A 24,291-nucleotide genomic window follows, 5' to 3' on the forward strand; every position below is an offset into this window, starting at 1 on the left:
CACACGAGAACAGGATCGCCCATGTCCTTTGCTTCCCTCGGTCTCTCCGAGGCTCTTGTCCGCGCTATCGAGGCTGCGGGCTACACCCAGCCGACCCCCGTGCAACAGCGGGCCATTCCCGCCGTGTTGCAAGGCCGCGACCTGATGGTTGCCGCACAGACAGGTACGGGTAAAACCGGCGGCTTCGCCCTGCCGATTCTCGAGCGCCTGTTCCCGGCCGGCCATCCCGACAAATCGCAGCGCCATGGCCCGCGCCAGCCTCGCGTACTGGTCCTGACACCGACCCGCGAACTGGCAGCCCAGGTGCATGACAGTTTCAAAGTCTATGCCCGTGACCTGCCACTGGTCAGCGCCTGCATCTTCGGCGGCGTTGGCATGAACCCGCAGATCCAGGCCATTGCCAAAGGCGTTGATGTACTGGTCGCCTGCCCAGGCCGCCTGCTCGACCTGGCCGGCCAAGGCAAGGTCGACCTCGCCCACGTGGAAATCCTGGTACTTGATGAAGCCGATCGCATGCTCGACATGGGCTTCATCCACGACGTCAAGAAGGTGCTCGCCCGCCTGCCGGCCAAGCGGCAGAACCTGCTTTTCTCGGCCACCTTCTCCAAGGACATCACCGACCTCGCCGACAAGCTCCTGCACAACCCGGAGCGTATCGAGGTCACCCCGCCGAACACCACCGTCGAGCGTATCGAGCAGCGGGTGTACCGGCTGCCTGCCAGCCACAAGCGTGCCCTGCTGGCGCACCTGATCACCTTGGGCGCCTGGGAACAGGTGTTGGTGTTCACCCGAACCAAGCACGGTGCCAACCGCCTGGCCGAGTACCTGGAAAAGCAAGGCCTGACCGCCGCCGCGATCCACGGCAACAAGAGCCAGAACGCCCGCACCAAGGCTTTGGCCGACTTCAAGGCCAACAGCGTGCGCGTACTGGTCGCCACCGACATCGCTGCCCGCGGCCTGGACATCGACCAGTTGCCCCACGTTGTCAACTTCGAGCTGCCGAATGTCGAGGAGGACTACGTCCACCGCATTGGCCGTACCGGCCGTGCCGGTCGTTCGGGCGAAGCTATTTCCCTGGTCGCGCCAGATGAAGAGAAGCTGCTCAAGAGCATCGAGCGGGTGACCAAGCAGCGCATCGCGGATGGCGACCTGATGGGCTTCGACGCCAGCCAGGTCGAAGCCGAGAAGCCTGAAACACGCGAGCGCCCGCAAAACAACGGCCGCGGAGGCCGCAACCAGCAAGCCCGCGGCGAAGGTGCCAAAGACAGCAACGGCGGCCGCAAGGACAAAGGCAAGGACAAAGGCAAAGCCAGGCAGCAAGCTGCGGCCAAGCCGGACGACAAGGAAAAGAGCGGCGACAAGCAGCAGCAGCCGCGCAAGCCGCGTGACAAGAAGCCACGCCCACAGCAGGCCAGCAATAACGGCGTGCCGAAACCGCCAGCAGACCGCGACCCGGAAGAGTTCCTGGACGACGAGGTCGATAACTTCGGTAACCGCGCCGACTATGTCAGTCCGTACCAGGGCAAAAACCAGGGCCGCAACCGTCGCCCAGGTGGTGCTGGCCAAGGTCAGGGGCAAGGCAATGGTCAACGCAGCAACGCTGGCGGCCAAGGCCAAGCCCGCAATGGCGGCCAGCCACGCAGTGGTGGCGGAGAAAAACGCCCGCCCCGCGCCAACAACGGTGGCGGTGCCCGTCGTGATGGCGGCGGTGGCCGTGGTCGCCCTGCGCGTGACGATGCTGCCCGGCAAGAGCCGGCCGTGCGCAACCCGCGTCAGCCGGAAAAACAGCCAGTGATCATTCGCAAGGAGTCCAAACTGGACCGCTTCCCGACGCCTGAGCAACTGGATGACCTGCCAAGCCGCCCACGCGGTGAGCGCCCGGCGCTGCTGACCCGCAAGGGCTGATAGAAGTACCGAGGGGGCTGCTTGGCAGCCCTATCACGACACAAGGCCGCTCCTGCAGAGATCAAGAAATTCTCTGCGGGAGCGGCCTTGTGTCGTGATAGGGCCGCAAAGCGGCCCCCTCGGTCTTCAGCCAGCAGAAATTACTTCTGCTTCACACCTTCAACACTGATATCCAGGTCCAGGGTCTGCGAAGTAGCGCCTGGGCCTTTGATGCCGAAGTCGTTCAGGTTCAGCGTTGTGGTGGCGTTGAAGCCTGCGCGCTCACCACCCCATGGGTCCTTGCCTTCACCGTTGAAGGTAGCTTTGAACGTCACCGGTTTGGTGACACCGTGCATGGTCAGGTCGCCAGTCACGTCAGCAGTCTTGTCGCCAGTCGACTTGACGCTGGTGGAAACGAATTTGGCGTCCGGGTACTTCTTCACGTCGAGGAAGTCGGCGCTGGCGATGTGCTTGTCACGCTCGGCGTGATTCGACCACAGGCTGGCAGTTTTCAAGTCGACGCTAATCTTGCTGGCTTCAGGCTTGGCACTGTCCCAGCTGAAGTTGCCGTCGAAATCCTTGAAAGTACCGTGGATGAAGCTGTAGCCCAGGTGGCTGATTTTCCAGTCAACGAACGCGTGCTGGCCTTCCTTGTCGATCTTGTACTCGGCAGCCATGGCCTGGCCAGCAGAGAGCAGAGCGGTACCGAGCGCCAGAGCGGCAAAAGTCTTTTTCAACATCCTGTTCCTTCCTGTGTAATTGAGGTTGAGAGTCAAGCTTTACGGCCCAGCATGCGAGTCAGGGTCGCGTCACGGTCGATGAAATGATGCTTGAGCGCGGCAAGGGCATGCAGCACGGCAAAAATCACCAGCCCCCAAGCCAGCCACAAATGAACCACACCCGCCACATCTGCCTGGTCAGGCAGGTCGCTGATCAGTGCCGGCACTTCGAACAGGTCGAACACCGGAATGCCGACGCCGTCGGCGGTGGAAATCAGGTAACCGGCAACCATCACCGCAAACAGCCCAAGGTACAGGGCCAGGTGGCCCAGCTTGGCCGCCAGGCGTGTGATTGCGCCGTGGTTGGTGGGTGCCGGTGGTGGCGGGCTGATGAAACGCCAGACTACCCGCAGCAGCATCACCGCCAGCAGCACCAGGCCGATGCTCTTGTGCAGGTCCGGGCCAGCTTTGCGCCAAGGGCTGTAGTAGTCGAGGCCGACCATCCACAGGCCCAGGCCGAACAGGCCGAAAACTGCCAGCGCCACGCCCCAGTGCAGGATGATGCTGACCACGCCGTAGCGAGAAGGTGAATTGCGCAGTTGCATGTTGCGTGTTTCCCCGTGAAAGCTATGCACAGACTAACGCGTAACGTATCGAAGAAAAGCGGAAAAAATTGCTTTGGATTATCGAGGAATCCGATATTTATTCTGTTAGCTGACCATTAAGAAAACATTAACGATAGTAGGAGAGTTCGGGTTGCAGTGTCGGCCCTTAGGCTGCGAACAGGCCGACACTGTCGATCGATCAGCCCGCCTTGGCCTGGGTATTGGTTACAGCCTTCTTCGCAGGCTCCGACTTGGCTGTCGCCTTCTTCGTCTCGGCAGGCTTGTGGGCTGGCTTGTGCGCGGGCGCATGCTTGGCGGGAGCGGCTTTGGTTGCCGCAGGCTTGGCAGCCGTTTCCTTGGCCACAGGCGCAGGTGCTGCAGGAGCCGGAGCTGCCTGTGGAGCGGGCGCAGGTGCAGGCGCCACTTCCTCAGCCTTGGCAATTGGCTCAGCCTTCGCCTCTGGCGTTTGCGCCCCGCCAAACAGGCGCTTGAAGAAGCCTGGCTTGTCCTGCTTGGCCTCTTCGGCCTGCTTAGGCTCAGCTTTGGCCGGCGCCTTGTCAGCTTTGTCGCCCTTGTCGGACGAACCGCCGAACATATTGGAGAAGAATCCGCCCTTGCTCTCCTTGGCGGCCACCGCACCTGCCGCCGCCGCAACCGGCAGCGCCTTGGCCGGGTCGAACGACTTGCCGGCCAACAGGTCCTGTGCCTGGCTGGCCGCACGCTGGCCACTGCGCAGGGCGCCTTCCAGAGTGCCCGGATACAGGGCATCCGTGTGCTCACCGGCAAAGGTCATGCGCTGCACCGGACGTTCCCACAGGCGCCAGTATTTGCTGATCTGCCCCGGGCCGTAGGCCAGGTAGGCACCACCCGTGCCAGCGTCCGCGCTGTATCGCTTGACCTCGTAACCGGTGAAAGCACCACGGGCCTGTGGGTAGAACGCATGCAGACGGATCAGCACCTGGTCGACCATCTGCTTTTCACCAAAGGCCTGCAGCAGGCGAGCGTTATCGCCGGACAGGTTGATCACCACATTGGCACCACCCTTGAGCGCCGGCTCGACCCACAGCATGCCGAGGCCGGCGTTACTGAAGATTTCGCCCGACATGCGTGCGCGGCTTTCCCATACGGGTTTCTTGAACTTGAGCATGATCTGGTCGCGCCAACCATAATTGGTGCCCTTGAGCGCCGCCAGGTGTTGGCTGTCCAGGCCAGGGGTCATCTGAATCTTGGCCAGCGCGCGCAGGGGCACAGCCATGACCAGATAATCCGCCTTGTAGCCGACGCTGCCGACTTTTACCGTGACACCATCCTTGTCCTGGACAATGGCGGTAACCGGCGAGCTGGTCTTGATGGTTTTCAACTGCTTGACGAAAGCCTGGGCCAGCACCGGGCTGCCACCGGGCAGGCGCGCGGCGCGCAGGTCGCGGTCGCTGACGCCGCGGTACACGCGGTTCTGCTGGGCGAAGTACAGCAGCGACAGGCGCGACGGTTCATCGTAGCGGGTGCGGATCTGCTGATTGATCAACTGACGGGCGGTGGCCGGCAGTTGCAGTTTGTCCAGCCAGGTGGAGACGTTGATCTGGTCAAGGGCGAACAGCGTGCTGGTTGCCTGCGGGTTCAGCGGGTCATCGATCGAACGGGCCAGGTCATCAAGGGTTTTCTCGTAACGTTTGAGCGCCTCAGCAGTGGCCGGTTGCTTGGTGGCCAGATCGCTGGCGCTGAAGTATTCGCCGTCAATCAAGTAACCCGGGGTACGCACGAACTCGGGCGCCGGCAGTGTTTCAAGCTTGAAACGGTCGAGGTACTGGTTGAGCACCGGCTGTGCCTTGGCGTTGCCGATCCACTCGCTGGTGGCCAGGCCCGAACGCCCGCCCATGCCCGCCTTGGCCTCCAGCAGGGTCACCTGCCAGCCTTTGTTCTGCAGCTCGTAGGCTGCCGTCAGGCCTGCCAGGCCACCCCCCACGACAATCGCCGTGGGCGTCTTGTCTTTTGCCAGCGCAGCGCCGCTGGAGACACCAATCAATACCAACGCGCACAGGCGCACCCAAGCAGCAGCCATGTCGGCGAACTCCGAGTCAGAGGTTACAGAAACGGGGAGAGGCAGGAATGCCCCGGGAAGATGCGTTAAGAATACGTCAGGTCCGGTCACCCTGCCAGCGCAGTGACATCAAGTCCTTTTGGCAACTGACATTTTTGCCAGTAGCCATGTCACAGGGTGGTAGACGAAGCTGGCGAAGATGGCCAAAAGCCCGCCAGGGGGGGCTGCGCATGATCTTCGAGGAGCGTTTCAACCAAGTGGAGCGGCAGCTTCTGTTACACAGGCAGACACTTCGCACAGCCTCAGGCCTGAGCTTCCACGCCAGCAGCACGTCCTGGATCGGCTTTCACGAAGCCTTCAAGGGCGAGGACGGTACCGAGCTGGTCATTGGTGAACACAGCGAAATTTCGATTGCGTTCGCTCAAGAGGTCGAGTCCCTGCGGCTGGAATACTACGTAGTCAGCGACTTTCTGAGCGAAGACCTGCACATGTTGTTCGATGCCGAGAACATCGACTATGACCTGGTTGCGCCATCCCCTCGCATTTTTTACTGGCTCACCCTCGAAGGTAGCGGCTTCCGGGACGCTCGCCCGGGCCCGATCGCTACACACCCCTACTACCAGGTGATTGACGGCCCCTTTCGGCGCCTGACCATCTCCACCTCGCACGCCGGCACCGTGCATATCCGCAAGCTGGAATGGACCGGCACCCACCGCCATTGAACGGCAGCGGTTGTTCTGCCCTGCGGCATTGCTTAGGCTTACGCGGTCGAACCACGCCGCAAAGCCAGGAGAAGTGCCCATGGGCCTCAATGATCAGTGGATGCAACGCGACCTCAAGGTCCTGTGGCACCCCTGTACCCAGATGAAAGACCACGAGCAGCTGCCGCTGATCCCGATCAAGCGCGGCGAAGGCGTGTGGCTGGAAGACTTCGAGGGCAAACGCTATCTGGATGCGGTGAGCAGTTGGTGGGTCAACGTCTTCGGCCATGCCAACCCGCGCATCAACCAGCGCATCAAGGACCAGGTCGACCAGCTCGAGCACGTGATCCTGGCCGGTTTCAGTCATCAGCCAGTGATCGAGCTGTCCGAGCGCCTGGTCGCCATGACCCCGGCCGGTCTCGACCGGGTATTCTATGCCGACAATGGCTCGTCGTGCATCGAGGTGGCGCTGAAGATGAGCTTCCACTACTGGCAGAACATCGGCAAACCGGACAAGAAGCGCTTCGTCACCCTGACCAACAGCTACCATGGCGAAACCATTGCCGCCATGTCGGTGGGTGATGTGCCGCTGTTCACCGAAACCTACAAGGCGCTGCTGCTCGACACCCTCAAGGTGCCAAGCCCTGACTGCTACCTGCGCCCCGAGGGCATGAGCTGGGAAGAGCACTCGCGCAACATGTTCCAGGCCATGGAGCAGACCCTGGCCGAACACCACACCTCGATCAGCGCCGTGATCGTCGAGCCGCTGATACAGGGTGCCGGTGGCATGCGCATGTACCACCCGGTGTACCTCAAGTTGTTGCGCGAGGCCTGCGACCGCTACGACGTGCATCTGATCCATGACGAGATCGCCGTGGGCTTCGGCCGCACCGGCACGATGTTCGCCTGCGAGCAAGCCGGCATCCGCCCGGATTTCCTGTGCCTGTCCAAGGCCCTGACCGGCGGCTACCTGCCGCTGGCCGCCTGCCTGACCACCGACAAGGTGTACCAGGCGTTCTACGACGACTACCCGACACTGCGCGCGTTCCTGCACTCGCACAGCTACACCGGCAACCCGCTGGCGTGCGCTGCAGCGCTGGCGACCCTGGATATCTTCGAGCAGGACAACGTGATCGAGGCCAACAAGGCCCTGGCCACGCGCATGGCCACAGCCACTGCACATTTGGCCGATCATGCTCATGTTGCCGAAATACGCCAGACTGGCATGGCCCTGGCCATCGAAATGGTTCAAGACAAGGCAGGCAAGGTTGCCTACCCCTGGCAGGAGCGCCGTGGCCTGAAGGTGTTCGAGCACGCCCTGACCCGCGGCGCCCTGCTGCGACCGCTGGGCAGCGTGGTGTATTTCCTGCCGCCGTACGTGATCACCCCGGAGCAGATCGACTTCCTTGCCGAAGTGGCCAGCGAAGGCATTGATATCGCCACCCGCGATAGCATCAGTGTCGCAGTGCCGGCCAACTTCCACCCCGACTTCCGCGACCCGGGCTAGGCCCGGCAATTCGCCACACCACTTTTCCTGTGGGAGCGGGCGAGCCCGCGAACAAGGGCGAAGCCCTTGCCAGGCACCGCGGCGCCTGATTCGCGGGCACGCCCGCTCCCACAGGGGATCTGCGTCTCTCTATTTACCGAGCAAACCCATGAGACTGTCCCGCTTCTTCATCGACGCCCCCCTGAGCCTTGGCGAGCACGACCTGCCCGAGGCCCAGGCCCATTACATTGGCCGCGTGCTGCGCATGGCACCCGGCGACGCCGTGCAGCTGTTCGATGGCAGCGGCCAGGAATACCGTGGTCAGTTGCTCGAGGTGGGCAAGAAAACTGTCCGCGTCAGCCTTGACCAGGCCTTTGCCGGCCAGGCCGATTCACCGCTGCATGTGCACCTGGGCCAGGGCCTCTCCCGTGGCGAGCGCATGGACTGGGCGATCCAGAAGGCCACTGAGCTTGGTGCCAACGAAATCACCCCGATCGTCAGCGAACGCTGCGAAGTGCGCCTGAAAGACGAACGCGCCGACAAGCGCCTGGCCCACTGGCGCCAAGTGGCGATCAGCGCCTGTGAACAATGCGGGCGTTCTACCTTGCCAGTCATTCACCCACCCGTGCCTCTGGCCGAATGGTTGAGCAGCACCAAGGCTGACCTGAAACTGGTCCTGCACCCGGTGGCCGAGCCGCTCACCAGCCATGAAAAGCCCGCAACACTGGCCTTCGTGATCGGCCCCGAAGGCGGCCTTAGCGAGGCCGAAGTCGAGCAGGCCAAAGCCGCCGGCTTCCACGCAGCACGCCTTGGCCCGCGCGTGCTGCGCACCGAGACCGCGCCGGTGGTGGCGCTGTCGGTGGCACAGCAGTTGTGGGGCGATTTTTAACTAGCGCACGTAGAACGACACCGCCACGAAGTGCATCAGGCTGCCAGCGATCACGAACAGGTGCCAGATGCCATGCCAGTGGCGGAAGCGGCTGTCGAAGGCGAAGAAGATGATGCCGACGGTGTAGAACACGCCGCCGGCAGCCAGCCAGGCGAAGCCGGCAGTGCCCAGCGAGTTCAGCAGTGGCTTGACTGCCACCAGCACGATCCAGCCCATCACCGCGTAGATGATGATCGAGAGGATCCGCGCCTCGGAGCGCGGCTTGATCTCTTGCAACATGCCGATGATCGCCAGCCCCCAGACCACGCCGAACAGGCTCCATCCCCACGGGCCGCGCAGGCTGACCAGGCAAAACGGCGTGTAGCTGCCGGCAATCAGCAGATAGATCGAGAGGTGGTCGAGCTTGCGCATGATCACTTTCGCCCGCCCACGGGTGCTGTGGTACAGGGTGGAGATGCTGTACAGCAACAGCAGCGTGCCGCCGTAGATGGAGAAGCTGACGATCTTCCACGGGTCGCCTTGCAGGCCCGCGGCCACGATCAGCCAGATGGCACCAATAGCAGCGAGGACGGCACCGACCAGGTGGGTCCAGGCGTTGAAGCGTTCACCGTAATACATGCAAACACAGACCTCCTGAGGTGGGCAGGGTTCCTGTTGTGATGCTGATGGCTTCGTTCTTTGTGGGAGCGGCCTTGTGTCGCGAAGGGGGCGCGAAGCGGCCCCAGGCTGTCATTGCCACTGCATGAACCGCCGGGGCTGCTGCGCAGCCCTATCGCGACACAAGTCCCCACCCCAGACGACCAGGCCCTGCGCCTCACATCCTAACCAAGATCAGGTTGCAGATCCGCGTCACGCACCAGCCTTTCCAAGGCGACCAGGTCCGGCACCCGCGCCACCTGCTCACCCACCTGCACCGCCGCCAGCTCCAACCTGCCCAACGCCACATCCACGTAGTTCAGCTGGCTGTCGAGCTTGCACGAGCGCGGAATGTCCTGCAGCAACAGCGCCAGGTACCGCAAACCGGTATCGCCCAACGCATTGAGCACCACCACGCGAGCCCGCTCGCCGCACGGTGTCTCACCACCGCATGCGGCCTCGAAACCGATCAACGGCAGGCGTTGCTGACGCCAGTTGATCCACCCCAGGTGCCAGGCGGGGTCGCCATGCTGGCACACCAGGTTACGCTGCCCGCTCAACTCGGCCACCGCCACGTTGGGCAACACCAGCGTGCGGTCCCCCAACGGTAGCAACAGCCCGGTCAGGCTGCTGCGTTGGCCGGAAATCAGTTCAAGCATGGGCCTGGCTCCAATGGGCGATGCTCTGCAACAGCAGCGACTCCTGGTACGGCTTGCCCAGGTATTCGTTGACACCGATGACCATGGCGCGGTCCCGGTGCTTCTGCCCAGTACGCGAGGTGATCATGATGATCGGCAAGTCTTTCAACCGTGCGTCACGGCGGATGCGTGTGGCCACCTCGAAGCCGTCCATGCGCGGCATTTCAATGTCCAGCAACAACACGTCGGGCCGGTGCTCTTCCAGCAGGGCCATGGCATCGACGCCATCCTTGGCTGTGAGCACGCTCATGCCGTGGCGCTCCAGCAGGCGGCTGGTAACCTTGCGTACGGTTACCGAATCGTCCACCACCATCACCAGCAAGGCACGGCGCGGTGCCGGGCCAAGCAACTGGCGTTGGCTACCGCCACCGGGCAAGCGGGCCAGCCGTCGCTGCTGGCCGCGCAGCTGGCCCAGCAGGTCAAGAATCAGCACCACCCGGCCATCGCCCAGCAGTGTCGCCCCCGATAACCCGGCAACCGCGGCAAACTGCGGCCCCAGGCTTTTCACCACGATCTCGCGGCTGGGCGACAGGCTGTCGGCCTGGATGGCAAACGACTGCTCCTTGGAATGCACCAGCAGCACCGGCAACGGCACACTTTGCCCAAGCAGCGCCGGGCGCGGCAGGCCTTGCAGCAACTCGCCCAGGTAGCGCAGCTCGTATTCGTGGCCGGCATAGACATAGCGCGGCGAGTCCAGCTGGTAGCACGCCGCAAGCTCGGCAGGTGGCACGCGGACAATGCCCTCGATGGTATTGAGCGGAATGGCGTACTGCTCATCGCCCAGGTGCACCATCAGCGCACGGTTGATCGACACGGTGAACGGCAGGCGGATCAGGAAACGCGCCCCCTTGCCCTGCGCCGACTCGATACTCATCGAGCCACCCAGTTGCTTGACCTCCTCGTGCACCACATCCATGCCCAGCCCGCGCCCGGAAATCTGGGTAATCTTTTCGGCGGTGGAAAAGCCTGGCCGCAGGATGAACTGCAGGATTTCGTGGTCACTCAACTGCGCCTGCGGGTCCAATAGGCCGCGCTTGATGGCCTTGCGCCGCACTGCTTCCAGAGGCACGCCAGCACCATCATCCGTCATTTCGATGACGATATCGGCGCCCTCATGCAGCAAATTCAGGTGAATGGTGCCCTGCTCCGGCTTGCCGGCGGCCAGGCGCATTGCGCGGCTTTCCAGGCCGTGGTCAACGGCGTTGCGCAGCATATGCTCCAGCGGCGCCACCATACGTTCCAGCACACTGCGGTCCAGTTCGCCCTCGGCATTGCCAACCACCAGTTCCACCTGCTTGCCCAGCTCGCTGGCCACCTGCCGCACCACGCGCTGCAAGCGCGGCACCAGGCGCTCGAACGGCACCATCAGGGTGGCAGTCAGGCCCTCCTGCAACTGGCTGTTCACCCGCGCCTGCTGCTGCAGCAGGCTGTAGGCCTCCTGAGCGCGCTGAGCCAGGGTCTCCTTCAGGTCGAGCAGGTCCGAGGCAGACTCGAAGAGGGCCCGTGACAGCTGCTGCAGCTGGGAGTGGCGGTCCATTTCCAGCGGGTCGAAGTCGTCATAGGCATCGCCTTCGAACTGCTGCCGGCTGGAGATTCGCCCCTGGGTCTCGACATCCAGACGCAGCAACTGATCACGCATGCGCTCGAGTGTGGTCTCCATCTCGTTGAGGGCGAACTGCGCGTCGTTGACCTGCTGCTCGATGCGCCCACGGATGATCGAGTGCTCGCCGGCCAGGTTACCCAGGTCGTCGAGCAGCTCGGCGTCGACCTTGACCATGTCACCCGGTGCCCGCTCTGGTGCTGCTGCCGGAACTTCGGCGGTTGCAGCTTCTGGCGGCCCCTGGCCTGCGGCAGTGTCTGTCAGTGCGGCGCTGCTGAAGTTGCGAATGTAGTCGATCAGCGCCGTGGCGGCATGCAGCGGCTGCCCCAGGCGCACAGCGTCAAGCATATGCGCCAGCCGGTCGTGGCAGTTCTGCAGCAGTGCGAACAGTGGCGCGCTTGGCGGCAATCTACCCGCAGCCAACAACTCGTAGAGGAACTCCAGTTCGTGGGCCAGGTCGCCGATCGGGGTGATTTCGACCATGCGCGCCACGCCTTTGAGGGTGTGCAGGTCGCGCATCAGGTTGTCCACCTCGACGCTGCTGCGCGGGTCGGCCTGCCAGCGCGCCAGAGCCGCCGCGGCGCTCTCGACGATGTCCGAGCTTTCTTCCAGGAACACTTCCAGCAGCTCTTCGCCGGGGCTTTCCGGCGCCTCGGCAAGCGGCTCTGCCACCTGCGGCTGCAACGGCGGGTGCGGCAGCCCCAAGGTATCGGCCAGGTCCATGTCCGGGTGCAGCGGTGTGACCGTATCGATGCCCACCAGGCCGGTGGCATCCGGCGCCAGGGCCTGGTCCAGCAGGTTGCGCAGGCTGTCGACCAGCTCCGGGCGGGGTGGAATATCCTGCCCGGCCGCCACTTCGTCCAGCATGTCCAGCAAGGCCTCATGGGCCCGCTGGGCCTGGCTGAAGAAGCGGGAATCGGCAGGCAGGCTGCCCTCCTCCACCGCGCCATACAGGTCCAGCAACGCCTCGCACACCTCATCCATCTGCCACAGGTCGGCCAGGTGCGCAGCGTGCCCTAGGGTGGTCATCTGGTCGAGCAGGTTATCCAGTGCGTCGCGCTGGGCGGGCTGTTGCTGCCAGCGCGACAACAACGTCTCTGCATCGAGCAGAATGTCCATGGCCTGCGCCAGGAAGCTGGCGACCAACTGCGGATCACGCTTGCTGCGGCCGGCAGGGTGCGAGTCTTCATGCAGACTGGCCAGGCGGCCGTCCACGGCCTGGCCCACCTGCTCGATCAGTTCCGCGGCGCCGGGAATGGCGGCCAGCGGTGTGCTATCGAGTTGCGCCAAGCCCAGATGGAACAACGACCGCGCAGCTTCCAGCCACTCCATCTCGGCCATTTGCAGTGGCAGTTGATGACCCTTGTATTCACGGGCCAGGCGGTCGAAGGCGGTGGCCAGTTCGGCGACCGGCATCACCCCGGCCATGGCGGCACTGCCTTTGAGCGTGTGCAAGGCACGCTGCAAGTCATCACTGACCGGCGTGTCTTGGCCGCCGGCGCTTTGCAGATAAACCTCAAGGCTGGCCAGATGGCCCTGCGCCTCGGTACGAAAAATGCCCAGCAACTGCGGATCGAGGCCATCGACACCGGCAGCCGCCGGGGCATCGTTTTCGGCCAGGCTGTGCAGGTGCCCGGCCAATTGCTCGATTTCAGTCAGTTGCGGCAACTGGCCGGCGGCAAAGTCGGCCAGCAAGTCAGGCAGGTGAACGAACACCTGCTGCAGCGCTACAACCCCTTCCGGGGTGAGCACGCTGCGGCCCTCGAGCACCCGGTTCAGCAGGTGCTCGGCGCCCCAGGCCAGTTCAGCCACCGCCTCGGCATGCACCATGCGGCCACTGCCTTTGAGTGTATGCAGCGCGCGACGCACTTCGCCCAGCGCCTCGCGCTGCTGGTTGTCGGCACGCCAGCGCAGCCAGTGGCGCTCGATTTCCGGCAGCAGCTCGCCCGCTTCATCAAGGAACACCTCGCGAAGCTCGTCATCGATGCCGTCGCCACTGCCGTCCAGGTCTGCGCTGGCCCCAACCACCGCGCACTGCACACCCAGCGCCGCCAAGCTGGCCCGCGCCATCTCGATAAAGGGTTGGCCATCGGCCAGCGGGTCGGCTGCCCGCCATTGCAGGTAGCATTCGGCAGCGCTCAGCGCCTCAGCCAAGTGCGTCAGCTCATCAACCGGCGGCTCTTCCTCCAGGTGCTGCAACCAACGCTGCACATAGCTTGCGCAGCCGACAAACAGCTCGGCCACGGCGGGCAGCATCAACATGGCCAGTGCCCCGCGAATCTGCTGCAACAGCCCCGGCAAGGGCTGCAGACGTTGCCGCGGCCAGTCGGACTCCAGGTAATCGCCGATCAGATCCTTGGCCTGCTGCAACACGTTCAGCGATTCATTCAGCACCAGCTGGCGTATCTCGGCCAGGTCCGAGCCCGGCAGGCTGCCTTGGCCGTTTTCCTCCAAAGGGCCGACCATGCCGTTCAGGGAGGCCTCCACGTACAGCAGGGCCCCCGCCACGTCCATCAACACCGCGTCGTCCACCGCCCGCTCGCCCTGAGCCAATGCCTGCAACGCCAGCACCTGGTCGATGATCACCCGCCGCGGTTGCTGAAAGCCCAGTACCGCCAGGGTGTCAGCCACGTGGCGCAACGGCGCCAGCAGCGCATCGAGCTGTTCGCGGTGCTGACGGTCGCCGCGCCCGAACTGGTCCAGCCGCTCCTTGATGCGCATCAAGTCATCGCACAGTGCAGTCACCACCGAACGCAGCGCATCGCGCCCCGACCCGGCCTGCAGTTGGTCACGCCAGTTGCCCAGCGACAGGTCGAGGTTGGCAAGATCATCGTCACCCGCGAAGCGTTGGGCGGCGCCGGTCATCAGGCTGGCCTGGGCCAGCGGTTCCTCCCCACGGCAGGCACGCAGCTGGTTGAGCAACGGCAGCATGACCAGTGGCAGGTCGTGGCGGGCACCGCGCAACCGCTCCAGGTACGAGGGCAACTGCTCCAGGCCGCGGAACAATGCGCCCAGGCAATCACCCCGGGGGCTGACCTGGCCGTCGGCCAACGCCTTGGCAAACAGCTCCAGCTCCTCGGCCAGGCGCGTGGCGCCGCGCAGTTCGAGCATGCGCAGGCAGCCGTGCACCTGGTGCAGGTTGTCGACCACGAAAGCCATCATCGACAGGTCGCCCGTCTCGCCGGCAAAGCGCTCCAGCGCCTGCCGTGCCTGGCCCAGGCAATCGAGGATGGCGGCCTTGGTCCAGGCCAGCGCCACTGTTTCGTGACGCTCGGGGCTTACTGCAGAAGCCATGGTCACTATTCCTTAACGCGGCTCGGTCGGTGGTGGCAGGGTGAAACCGGACACCGAACGGCGCATCTCGCTGGCCATGCGGGCCAAGTGGCGGATGCTGTCGGCGGTGGCACCGGAGCCGGCAGAGGTTTGCGCGGTAATCTGCTGGATCACCGCCATGGTGTGGGAGATCTGCCCGGCCGACGAGGTCTGCAACTGGGCAGCGTCGGAGATGCTGTGGATAAGGTCGGCGAGGTTCTGCGATACCCCTTCGATCTCGGCCAGCGCCACCCCGGCATCCTGGGCCAGGCGTGCGCCACGCACCACTTCGGCGGTGGTCTGCTCCATGGAGATCACCGCTTCGTTGGTATCGGCCTGGATGGTACGCACCAGCGCCTCGATCTGGCGGGTGGCAGACGATGAGCGCTCAGCCAGGCGCTGCACCTCGTCGGCAACCACGGCAAATCCGCGGCCGGCCTCACCGGCCAGCGAGGCCTGGATAGCGGCGTTCAGGGCAAGAATGTTGGTCTGGTCGGCAATGTCGTCGATCAGGCTGACGATGTCGCCGATTTCCTGGGAGGACTCGCCCAGACGCTTGATCCGCTTGGCGGTGTCCTGGATTTGCTCGCGAATGTTGTCCATGCCGTTGATGGTGTTGTGCACCACCTCGTTGCCCTTGTTGGCGATGGCCACCGAACGCTCGGCCACCTTGGCCGATTCGTAAGCATGCGCCGAAACCCGATCGATCGACTCGACCATGTCGCCCACCGCCTCGGACGCCTCGCTGATCTGTGCAGCCTGGTGCTCGGAGGCCTTGGCCAGTTGCCGCGCAGTGTTCTGCGTGTCCTGCACAGCGGCAGCGACCTGCATTGCACTGTGGTTGATGGTGGCGACCAGGTCGCGCAACTGGTCCACGGAATAGTTGATCGAGTCGGCAATGGCGCCGGTAAAATCTTCAGTCACCGATACGGTCACCGTCAGGTCGCCATCTGCCAGCTCTTCGATTTCGTCGAGCAGGCGCATGATGGCCTGCTGGTTGCGTTCGTTCTTTTCTGCAGTCTCGCGCAGTTGGCGGTTGGTGGTGCGCACCATGACCAGGCCGATGAGGATGATCGAGGCCAGCGCCAGCAGCCCCAGGGCATAGCCGCCAACGGTGTCGAGGGTGCGCCCGCCAGCCAGGTTCTCGAAACCGTTCGCCAGGTGCGACGCTTCGTCGAGCAGGGTTTGCGAAAGGCTGAAGATGTTGCCCGCAGCCTCCCGCACACGGAACAGTTCGGGCGAGGTTTCGAGGATTTCATCCACCGAACCGGCAACGAACTGGAACAACTCGGCGATTTCGGCCAGCCGCGCACGCGCATCGGCGTCCTCGACGCGGGTTATCTGGATTGTCGCATTGCCATTGAGCATGCCCTCCAGCACCTGGCCAAAGCGCCCGGCGTCACGGCCGAAGGCATCGGCCGCCTGGGCGGCGCTGTCGTCACCGGCCAGCACGGTGTTGACCGAGCCAAGGATGCGTTCGGCCAGCAACAACTGGCGCTGGGCCACTGCAACCTGATTGGCCGGGGCACCGCTCTGCAGCAGGATCTCGACCACTTTTTCGTATTCCACCTGCAACTGCGGCACGGTCTCGGCCAGGGTCGCTGCCACCTGGTGCAGCGACAGCACGGTCTGCTCGCTGGCCAGGATGATGTCGGTGTTCTTGCGCAGGTTTTCCCAGTCGCGGCGTACCGATTCCATCTCGTCACGCACCGAAGGTGGCGCAGGCGGCAGGCCAGTGGACTTGTCACCCTGGCGCAGGTAGCCCCAGCGCCGTTCGAAATCATTGCGTGCATCCGACAGCAGCTTGAAAGCCAGGGCCTTGCCGGTGGCCGCCTCGGTGGCGTTCTTGGCGATACGCTGCGACAGCACGCGCAGCTCGCCGGCATGGCCGATGTACTGCTTGTCGTAGTTGGATTGGGTATTCAGGTAAGCAAAGTTGGCGAACAGCAAGATGATCGAAAGGATCAGGATCAGGAACAGCACGGTGATCTGCGCGATGCTGCGGGTACGTGGGCTCACGGTGGTGGCAGTGACGGGGGTGGCAGGCTTGTTCACGTTCGCAGGTCCTATAACGCCACATCGAGAAAGCCTGGCGCCTGGGCCAAGGCAAAGGGGCTGAAGATCGCCCAGTTACGTTCACGCGGAAAATGCCCCTGCACAAAGCGTGCAGCGGCAGGGATCAGCGGCTGCGGCGGCGACAGCTGCAGGCTGTCGAGGGCAAAGTGCTGAAGGCCCAGCACCTCGTCGACCAGCAAGCCGACGAACAGGTCGTCGTGATCCAGCACCAGCACTCGCCGCTGCTTGCCCGGTGCGGCGTGGCCCAGGCCGAAGAAGCAGCTCAGGTCCATCACCGGCAACAGCCGGCCACGCAGGTTGGCCACCCCGCACACCCACGGCTGCACGCCGGGGACGCGGCTACTGCGCGGCTCGCGCAGCACCTCGGCCACTTCGCCCATGGGCGCGACGAACCACTGCCCGGCAATGCGAAAGCCAATGCCGCTCCACTGCTGCACGCGGTTGTCCTGCGGCGGCTGGTCGGCGACCAGCAGGCGGCAGCGCCGGTCGATGTCCAGCAACAACTCAAAGGCGGTCAGCGACGCGCCTTGCGGGCGGGTGGTCAAGCCCCCAGCACTTCTTTGAGCTTGGCGATCAGCGCCTCCTCTTCCACCGGTTTGGTCAGGAAGTCACGGGCACCCTGGCGCGTGGCCCAGATACGGTCGGTTTCCTGGTCCTTGGTGGTTACCACGATCACTGGAATAGCGCTGGTTTCCGGGTCCTTGCTGAGCTGGCGGGTGGCCTGGAAGCCGTTCATGCCAGGCATGACAATGTCCATCAGCACCGCGTCGGGCTTGTCCTGCCGGGCCAGGGCCACGCCGTCGGCACCGTTGCTGGCCTTGAGCACCTGGTAGCCGTGCTTTTCCAGCCATTCGGTCAATCTGTACATCTCTGTCGGCGAGTCGTCGACAATCAGAACTCGGGCCATGCTGTTTCCCCATCAGGAAAGTAGGACCGCGCCATGGCGGGGCTCGGTCAGGGTGCGTGTTGTTGAGGTGTGGCGAACCCGGGCACATGGGCGCGGATCGCATCGAGCAGTTCTTCCTTGCTGAACGGTTTGGTCAGGAACTGATCGGAACCGACCACCCGGCCGCGGGCCTTGTCGAACAGCCCATCGCGGGACGACAGCAGGATAACCGGGGTGTCCTTGAAGGCACTGTTGTGCTTGATTACCGCGCAGGTCTGGTAGCCGTCCAGGCGTGGCATCAGCACATCGACAAAAATGATGCTGGGCTGATGGTCGACGATCTTGGCCAGGGCATCGAAGCCATCGCTGGCGGTGATTACCTCGCAGCCCGCTTCACCGAGCAACATCTGCGCGGTGCGGCGGATCGTGCGGGAATCGTCGATCACCATCACCTTCAGGGGTTGTTCCATAGACGCCTACCAGTAGGATTGAAGCCGCAAGTTGCTAGCGGCAAGCTGCAAGAAAGCAGCTCGGCGCATGGATGCTCTTTTCTTGAGGCTTGTAGCTCAAGGCTTGCAGCTGCATTTTTAGCACACTCCGGGTGGCCATTCCATCTGCCGCGCCCCTTGACCGGCGGCGTTCCCGGCGCCACCCTGAGCCACTTTTCTTTCGATCCACCGCGGCCACCTGCCGCCAAGAGGACCCCCCATGAGCGTTCGCCTCGGCATTGTAATGGACCCCATCGCGTCCATCTCCTACAAGAAGGACAGCTCGCTGGCCATGCTGCTGGCCGCCCAGGCACGCGGCTGGAGCTTGTTCTACATGGAACAGCAAGACCTGTACCAGGGCGAAGGCAAGGCACGCGCCCGCATGCGCCCGCTGACGGTGTTTGCCGACCCTGCACGCTGGTTCGAACTGGGCGAGGAGCAGGACAGCCCGCTGGCCGAGCTGGACGTGATCCTGATGCGCAAGGACCCGCCCTTCGACATGGAGTTCGTCTATAGCACTTACCTGCTGGAACAAGCCGAGAACGACGGCGTACTGGTGGTAAACCGCCCGCAAAGCCTGCGCGACTGCAACGAGAAGATGTTCGCCACGCTGTTCCCGCAATGCACCACCCCGACCCTGGTCAGCCGCCGCCCGGACATCCTTCGCGAATTCACCGCCAAGCATGCCGACGTGATCCTAAAGCCACTGGATGGCATGGGCGGTACGTCGATCTTCCGTCACCGGGCGGGCGACCCCAACCTGTCGGTGATCCTGGAAACCCTGACCGCACTGGGCACCCAGCAGATCATGGCCCAAGCCTACCTGCCGGCAATCAAGGACGGCGACAAGCGCATCCTGATGATCGATGGCGAGCCAGTGGAGTATTGCCTGGCACGCATCCCGGCCAGCGGCGAAACCCGTGGCAACCTGGCCGCGGGCGGGCGTGGCGAAGCCCGCCCACTGACCGAGCGCGACCGCTGGATCGCCGCCCAGGTCGGCCCGACGCTGCGCGAGAAGGGCCTGCTGTTCGTTGGCCTGGACGTGATCGGCGACTACCTCACCGAAATCAACGTCACCAGCCCCACCTGTATCCGCGAGATCGATGCCGCCTACAACACCGATATCGGTGGCAAACTGATGGATGCCATTGATCGCAAGCTCAAGGCACGCTGACAGCCAACGCGAAGTAAAGCCGTAGAGTGGGGTATGATGCCGGTCCTATTCGACTGAGCTGCTGCCCCGCCCTGCGGTTGCTGGATACCTGATGACGCTGCCCGCTGACGTCCCTGCCGACCTGCTGCCTCCCCGTGTTCGCCCTGCGGACCGGCTTGGCTTCACCCTGTTCCTGGCTGCGCTGGTGCACCTGGCGCTGATCCTTGGCGTCGGTTTCACCGTGGTCAAGCCTGCCGAAATCCGCCACACCATGGACATCACCCTGGCCACCTTCAAGAGCGAGAAACCGCCCGAGAAGGCTGACTTCCAGGCCCAGGACAACCAGCAAGGCAGCGGCACCCTGGACAAGAAAGCGGTGCCCAAGACCACCGAGCTGGCGCCGTTCCAGGACAGCAAGATCAACAAAATCACCCCACCGCCTGCGGCCAGGCCCGAGGTGGTACCACCCCCTACCCCGAAAAAGTCGGCGGTGGTGACTACTGCGCCCAAGCCGCACAAGGTCGAACCCAAACCCAAGGAAAGCAAAGCACAGCCCAAGCCAGCCACACCGGCGCCGGACTTCGACAGCTCGCAGTTGTCCAGCCAGATCGCCAGCCTGGAGGCGGAGCTGTCCAACGAGCAGCAAATGTACGCCAAGCGCCCACGCATCCATCGCCTGAACGCCGCGTCGACCATGCGCGACAAGGGCGCCTGGTACAAGGAAGAGTGGCGCAAGAAGGTCGAGCGCGTGGGTAACCTGAACTACCCCGATGAAGCACGCCGACAGCAGATCTACGGCAACTTGCGCATGATGGTGTCGATCAACCGCGATGGCTCGCTGTACGAGGTACTGGTGCTGGAATCGTCCGGGCAGCCCGTGCTGGATCAGGCGGCGCAGCGCATCGTGCGGCTGGCCGCGCCGTTTGCACCGTTTACCGGTGATCTGGCCGAGTTCGACCGGCTGGAGATCATCCGCACCTGGCGCTTTGCCCGTGGGGACCGTTTGTCCAGTAACTGATTTCCTGCCTGTTCCGGCCTCTTCGCGGGCACGCCCGCTCCCACAGGTTGCTCACCGGCGCTGAAGCCTGTGGAGTACCGGCGGGAGCGGACATGCCCGCGAAGGGGGACCGGCACAAGCGACACAAAGCCCACCTTGTCAGTCTCGCCACCTGGCGCCACACTATCCCCCATGAAAACCCTCGCACCCAGCTACCTCAAGCACCAGTTCCTGATCGCCATGCCGCACATGGCCGATCCGAACTTCGCCCAGACCCTCACGTATATCGTCGAGCACAATGAGCATGGCGCCATGGGCCTGGTGGTCAACCGACCACAGGAACTGAGCCTGGCCGACATCCTCGAGCAGCTGCGCCCGGACGAAACGCCGCCGGCCAGCACCTTGCAGGTGCCGATCTACCAGGGTGGCCCGGTACAAACCGACCGCGGCTTCGTGCTGCACAGCAGCGAGTGCAGTTTCCAGGCCAGCGTGGCGCTGGAAGGGCTGTCGCTGACCACGTCACAGGACATATTGCTGGCTATCGCCGCCGGTGTGGGCCCGAAACAGAGCCTGATCACCTTGGGCTATGCCGGTTGGGAAGCGGGCCAACTGGAAGCGGAACTGGCCGACAACGCCTGGCTGAACTGCCCGTTCGACCCGGAAATCGTCTTCGGTATGGCCAGCGACCTGCGCCTTGAGGCTGCGGCCGCCAGCCTGGGGATCAACCTGCACCTGCTGACCAGCCAGGCGGGCCACGCCTGATGGCTGAGCTACGCCTGCTGCTGGGCTTCGACTATGGCAGCAAACAGATCGGCGTGGCCGTCGGCCAGGTGATTACCGGCCAGGCCCGCGAACTGTGCACCCTGAAGGCGCAGAACGGCGTACCGGACTGGGCCCAGGTGGAAAAGCTGATTGCCGAATGGAAGCCAGATGCCATTGTCGTCGGCCTGCCGCTGAACATGGACGGTACGCCCAGCGAGATGAGCGCCCGCGCCGAAAAGTTCGCCCGCCGCCTGAACGGCCGCTTCAACCTGCCCGTGCACACGCACGACGAGCGCCTGACCACCTTCGAGGCCAAAGGCGAGCGCATGGCCCGTGGCGGCCAGCGTGGCAGCTACCGCGACAATCCGGTCGATGCCATTGCCGCTGCCTTGCTGCTGCAAGGCTGGCTGGAGGCCAATACCTGATCATCTTTGCCGCCGGGTCCACCCGGCGCACCCTTCCGAGGAGCCCGCAATGAGCCTACCCAATCCCGCCGAGCTGATCCGGCAGATGGCTGTCGACCTTCGTGCCCACCTGGCGCGCCGGGCAATCACCGAGCCCCGTTACATCGGTATCCGCACCGGCGGCGTCTGGGTTGCCCAGGCCCTGCAGGATGCCATGGGCGACACCAGCCCAATGGGCACCCTGGACGTGTCGTTCTACCGTGACGACTTCAGCCAGAACGGTCTGCACCCACAAGTGCGCCCGTCCGAGTTGCCGTTCGAAGTCGAAGGCCAGCACCTGGTGCTGGTGGATGACGTGCTGATGAGCGGTCGCACCATCCGCGCGGCGCTCAACGAACTGTTCGATTACGGCCGCCCGGCCAGCGTCACCCTGGTCTGCCTGCTGGACCTGGATGCCGGCGAACTGCCGATTCGCCCGAACGTGCTCGGCGCCACCCTGTCGCTGGGTGCCCATGAACGGGTAAAATTGACCGGACCCGCACCGCTCGCCCTCGAGCGCCAGGACCTCGCCTCCGCTTCCGCCCTTTAAGAGTCCCCCGCGATGACGCCAATCGACGCCAAGCGCCCGCTGCAGCTCAATGATCAGGGCCAGCTGCGCCACTTTCTCTCGCTTGACGGTTTGCCTCGCGAACTGCTCACCGAGATCCTCGACACCGCCGACTCCTTCCTGGAAGTCGGTGCCCGGGCTGTGAAAAAAGTCCCGTTGCTGCGCGGCAAGACTGTGTGCAACGTGTTCTTCGAGAACTCGACCCGTACCCGTACCACCTTCGAACTGGCAGCCCAGCGCCTGTCGGCCGACGTGATCAGCCTGAACGTGTCGACCTCCTCGACCAGCAAGGGCGAAACCCTGTTCGACACCCTGCGCAACCTCGAAGCCATGGCCGCCGACATGTTCGTCGTACGCCACTCCGACTCCGGCGCCGCGCACTTCATCGCCGAGCACGTGTGCCCGGAAGTGGCCGTGATCAACGGCGGTGACGGCCGCCACGCGCACCCGACCCAGGGCATGCTCGACATGCTCACCATCCGCCGTCACAAAGGCAGCTTCGAAAACCTGTCCGTGGCGATCGTCGGCGACATCCTGCACTCGCGTGTGGCCCGTTCCGACATGCTCGCGCTCAAAGCGCTGGGTTGCCCGGACATCCGTGTGATCGGGCCGAAAACCCTGATCCCGATCGGTATCGAGCAGTACGGCGTGAAGGTCTACACCGACCTCGCCGAAGGCCTGAAAGACGTCGACGTGGTGATCATGCTGCGCCTGCAGCGTGAGCGCATGGCCGGTGGCCTGCTGCCCAGTGAAGGCGAGTTCTACCGCCTGTTCGGCCTGACGACCGCGCGCCTGGCCGGGGCCAAGCCTGACGCCATCGTCATGCACCCGGGCCCGATCAACCGTGGCGTAGAAATCGAGTCGGCGGTTGCCGATGGCAAGCACTCGGTGATCCTCAACCAGGTCACCTACGGTATCGCCGTGCGCATGGCCGTGCTGTCCATGGCCATGAGCGGGCAGAACGCGCAACGTCAATTGGACCAGGAGAATGCCCAGTGACCATCAGTATTCTTGGCGTCCGGGTGATCGACCCCAACAGTGGCCTGGACCAGGTCACCGACCTGCACCTGGACGGCGGCCGCATTGTCGCCATCGGCGCCGCACCGGCTGGTTTCAGCGCCAGCCGCACGATCCAGGCTGATGGCCTGGTCGCTGCGCCCGGCCTGGTCGACCTGGGCGTGTCCCTGCGCGAGCCGGGTTACAGCCGCAAAGGCAACATCGCCAGTGAAACCCGCGCTGCCGTTGCCGGCGGTGTTACCAGCCTGTGCTGCCCGCCGCAGACCAAGCCGGTGCTGGACACCTCGGCGGTAGCCGAACTTATCCTTGACCGCGCCCGCGAAGCCGCCAACAGCAAGGTCTACCCGGTCGGCGCCCTGACCAAGGGCCTGGAGGGTGAGCAACTGGCCGAACTGGTGGCCCTGCGTGACACCGGTTGCGTAGCGTTTGGCAACGGCCTGAAGGAAATCCCCAACAACCGTACCCTGGCCCGCGCCCTGGAGTATGCCGCCACCTTCGACCTGACGGTGGTGTTCCACTCCCAGGACCGCGATCTGGCCCAGGGCGGCCTGGCCCACGAAGGTGCCATGGCCAGCTTCCTCGGGCTGCCGGGCATCCCGGAAAGCGCCGAAACCGTGGCCCTGGCGCGCAACCTGCTGCTGGTGGAACAGAGCGGCGTGCGTGCGCACTTCAGCCAGATCACCAGCGCCCGTGGCGCGCGGCTGATCGCCCAGGCCCAGGCCTTGGGCCTGCCTGTGACCGCCGATGTAGCGCTGTACCAGCTGATCCTCACGGACGAGTCGCTGCGCGAGTTCTCCAGCCTGTACCACGTGCAGCCGCCGCTGCGCACCGCTGCCGACCGTGACGGATTGCGCGAGGCGGTGAAGTCGGGGGTGATCCAGGCCATCTCCAGCCACCACCAGCCGCACGAGCGCGACGCCAAGCTGGCCCCGTTCGGCGCCACCGAGCCGGGTATCAGCAGCGTCGAGTTGCTGCTGCCACTGGCCATGACCCTGGTGCAAGACGGCCTGCTCGACCTGCCGACCTTGCTGGCCCGCCTGAGCAGCGGCCCGGCTGCCGCCCTGCGCCTGCCGGCTGGGGAGCTGAAAGTGGGTGGCGCGGCCGACCTGGTGCTGTTCGACCCGCAAGCGTCCACCGTTGCTGGCGAACAATGGTTCTCCCGTGGCGAGAACTGCCCGTTCATCGGCCACTGCCTGCCAGGTGCAGTGCGTTATACCTTGGTCGATGGGCACATCTGCCACGAGGCCTGAGCAACCCCTGTGGGAGCAACTGTCTTGCTCAATTTCTAAAAGCTGGCGCCTTCCCTGTGGGAGCGGGCTTGCCCGCGAACACG

At 64.2% G+C, this 24,291-nt stretch carries 21 protein-coding genes; 11 read left to right on the top strand and 10 right to left on the bottom strand.

What is annotated here, in order from left to right:
• Positions 1-21: 21 nt before the first annotated feature.
• Positions 22-1,905: an RNA helicase RhlE2 gene (gene rhlE2, locus AC3WLP_RS05045; RefSeq protein WP_012053905.1), complete on the top strand. Its 1,884-nt coding sequence runs from the start codon at positions 22-24 to the stop codon at positions 1,903-1,905.
• 140 nt (positions 1,906-2,045) lie between these two features.
• Here rhlE2 and AC3WLP_RS05050 read toward each other — a convergent pair whose 3' ends face one another.
• From AC3WLP_RS05050 to AC3WLP_RS05060, 3 genes are all read right to left on the bottom strand, one after another.
• Positions 2,046-2,624 carry a YceI family protein gene (locus AC3WLP_RS05050; protein ID WP_003249350.1) on the bottom strand — a complete coding sequence of 193 codons (579 nt, stop codon included), beginning with the start codon at positions 2,622-2,624 and terminating at the stop codon, positions 2,046-2,048.
• A 32-nt stretch (positions 2,625-2,656) separates the two neighbouring features.
• The gene (locus AC3WLP_RS05055) at positions 2,657-3,208 is read right to left on the bottom strand and encodes a cytochrome b (RefSeq protein ID WP_088513301.1); all 552 of its coding nucleotides are present in this window, start codon (positions 3,206-3,208) and stop codon (positions 2,657-2,659) included.
• Positions 3,209-3,407: 199 nt separating this feature from the next.
• On the bottom strand, positions 3,408-5,267 hold the full coding sequence (locus AC3WLP_RS05060; protein ID WP_012053907.1) for a flavin monoamine oxidase family protein: 1,860 nt from the start codon (positions 5,265-5,267) through the stop codon (positions 3,408-3,410).
• A 209-nt stretch (positions 5,268-5,476) separates the two neighbouring features.
• On the opposite strand from AC3WLP_RS05060, the gene AC3WLP_RS05065 reads away from it, so the two are divergent.
• The 3 genes from AC3WLP_RS05065 (at position 5,477) to AC3WLP_RS05075 (ending at position 8,322) form a co-directional block, all read left to right on the top strand.
• A complete protein-coding gene (locus AC3WLP_RS05065) occupies positions 5,477-5,968 on the top strand; it encodes a hypothetical protein (RefSeq protein ID WP_003249344.1) in 492 nt (163 codons plus the stop codon).
• A 79-nt stretch (positions 5,969-6,047) separates the two neighbouring features.
• Positions 6,048-7,454, top strand: coding sequence for an adenosylmethionine--8-amino-7-oxononanoate transaminase (locus AC3WLP_RS05070; protein ID WP_088513302.1), 1,407 nt, complete (start codon positions 6,048-6,050; stop codon positions 7,452-7,454).
• A 148-nt stretch (positions 7,455-7,602) separates the two neighbouring features.
• Complete coding sequence (locus AC3WLP_RS05075; RefSeq protein WP_012053909.1) at positions 7,603-8,322, top strand: 16S rRNA (uracil(1498)-N(3))-methyltransferase; 720 nt, start codon at positions 7,603-7,605, stop codon at positions 8,320-8,322.
• Here the strand turns inward: AC3WLP_RS05075 and trhA are convergent, their stop codons facing one another.
• The 7 genes from trhA to AC3WLP_RS05110 form a co-directional block, all read right to left on the bottom strand.
• A complete protein-coding gene (gene trhA, locus AC3WLP_RS05080) occupies positions 8,323-8,940 on the bottom strand; it encodes a PAQR family membrane homeostasis protein TrhA (protein ID WP_014754668.1) in 618 nt (205 codons plus the stop codon).
• A 203-nt stretch (positions 8,941-9,143) separates the two neighbouring features.
• The gene (locus AC3WLP_RS05085; protein WP_014754670.1) at positions 9,144-9,617 is read right to left on the bottom strand and encodes a chemotaxis protein CheW; all 474 of its coding nucleotides are present in this window, start codon (positions 9,615-9,617) and stop codon (positions 9,144-9,146) included.
• On the bottom strand, positions 9,610-14,550 hold the full coding sequence (locus AC3WLP_RS05090; RefSeq protein ID WP_088513303.1) for a hybrid sensor histidine kinase/response regulator: 4,941 nt from the start codon (positions 14,548-14,550) through the stop codon (positions 9,610-9,612). The genes AC3WLP_RS05085 and AC3WLP_RS05090 overlap by 8 nt, the downstream gene beginning before the upstream one ends.
• A 12-nt stretch (positions 14,551-14,562) precedes the next feature.
• Entirely contained in the window at positions 14,563-16,587 is a 2,025-nt protein-coding gene (locus AC3WLP_RS05095) for a methyl-accepting chemotaxis protein (protein ID WP_223817433.1), read from the bottom strand.
• Positions 16,588-16,634: 47 nt separating this feature from the next.
• Positions 16,635-17,189 carry a chemotaxis protein CheW gene (locus AC3WLP_RS05100; RefSeq protein WP_014754673.1) on the bottom strand — a complete coding sequence of 185 codons (555 nt, stop codon included), beginning with the start codon at positions 17,187-17,189 and terminating at the stop codon, positions 16,635-16,637.
• On the bottom strand, positions 17,186-17,551 hold the full coding sequence (pilH, locus tag AC3WLP_RS05105) for a twitching motility response regulator PilH (protein WP_014592657.1): 366 nt from the start codon (positions 17,549-17,551) through the stop codon (positions 17,186-17,188). Before pilH ends, AC3WLP_RS05100 begins: the two co-directional genes overlap by 4 nt.
• A 47-nt stretch (positions 17,552-17,598) precedes the next feature.
• Positions 17,599-18,000: a response regulator gene (locus tag AC3WLP_RS05110; protein ID WP_003249324.1), complete on the bottom strand. Its 402-nt coding sequence runs from the start codon at positions 17,998-18,000 to the stop codon at positions 17,599-17,601.
• Positions 18,001-18,238: 238 nt separating this feature from the next.
• Here AC3WLP_RS05110 and gshB point away from each other — a divergent pair, with 238 nt between their 5' ends.
• From gshB to AC3WLP_RS05145, 7 genes are all read left to right on the top strand, one after another.
• On the top strand, positions 18,239-19,192 hold the full coding sequence (gene gshB, locus AC3WLP_RS05115; protein WP_088513304.1) for a glutathione synthase: 954 nt from the start codon (positions 18,239-18,241) through the stop codon (positions 19,190-19,192).
• 91 nt (positions 19,193-19,283) lie between these two features.
• Positions 19,284-20,189, top strand: coding sequence for an energy transducer TonB (locus AC3WLP_RS05120; protein ID WP_014754675.1), 906 nt, complete (start codon positions 19,284-19,286; stop codon positions 20,187-20,189).
• A 171-nt stretch (positions 20,190-20,360) separates the two neighbouring features.
• Positions 20,361-20,930 carry a YqgE/AlgH family protein gene (locus AC3WLP_RS05125; RefSeq protein WP_003249318.1) on the top strand — a complete coding sequence of 190 codons (570 nt, stop codon included), beginning with the start codon at positions 20,361-20,363 and terminating at the stop codon, positions 20,928-20,930.
• Positions 20,930-21,355: a Holliday junction resolvase RuvX gene (gene ruvX / locus AC3WLP_RS05130; RefSeq protein ID WP_003249316.1), complete on the top strand. Its 426-nt coding sequence runs from the start codon at positions 20,930-20,932 to the stop codon at positions 21,353-21,355. The genes AC3WLP_RS05125 and ruvX overlap by 1 nt, the downstream gene beginning before the upstream one ends.
• A gap of 49 nt (positions 21,356-21,404) precedes the next feature.
• Positions 21,405-21,923, top strand: a complete 519-nt coding sequence (pyrR, locus tag AC3WLP_RS05135) for a bifunctional pyr operon transcriptional regulator/uracil phosphoribosyltransferase PyrR (RefSeq protein WP_003249313.1) — start codon at positions 21,405-21,407, stop codon at positions 21,921-21,923.
• Between the two features lie 12 nt (positions 21,924-21,935).
• Positions 21,936-22,940, top strand: coding sequence for an aspartate carbamoyltransferase catalytic subunit (locus AC3WLP_RS05140; protein WP_003249311.1), 1,005 nt, complete (start codon positions 21,936-21,938; stop codon positions 22,938-22,940).
• Entirely contained in the window at positions 22,937-24,208 is a 1,272-nt protein-coding gene (locus tag AC3WLP_RS05145) for a dihydroorotase (protein WP_088513305.1), read from the top strand. Before AC3WLP_RS05140 ends, AC3WLP_RS05145 begins: the two co-directional genes overlap by 4 nt.
• The last annotated feature ends 83 nt before the right edge of the window (positions 24,209-24,291 follow it).

It is taken from the genome of Pseudomonas sp. FW305-E2, from assembly GCF_058782925.1.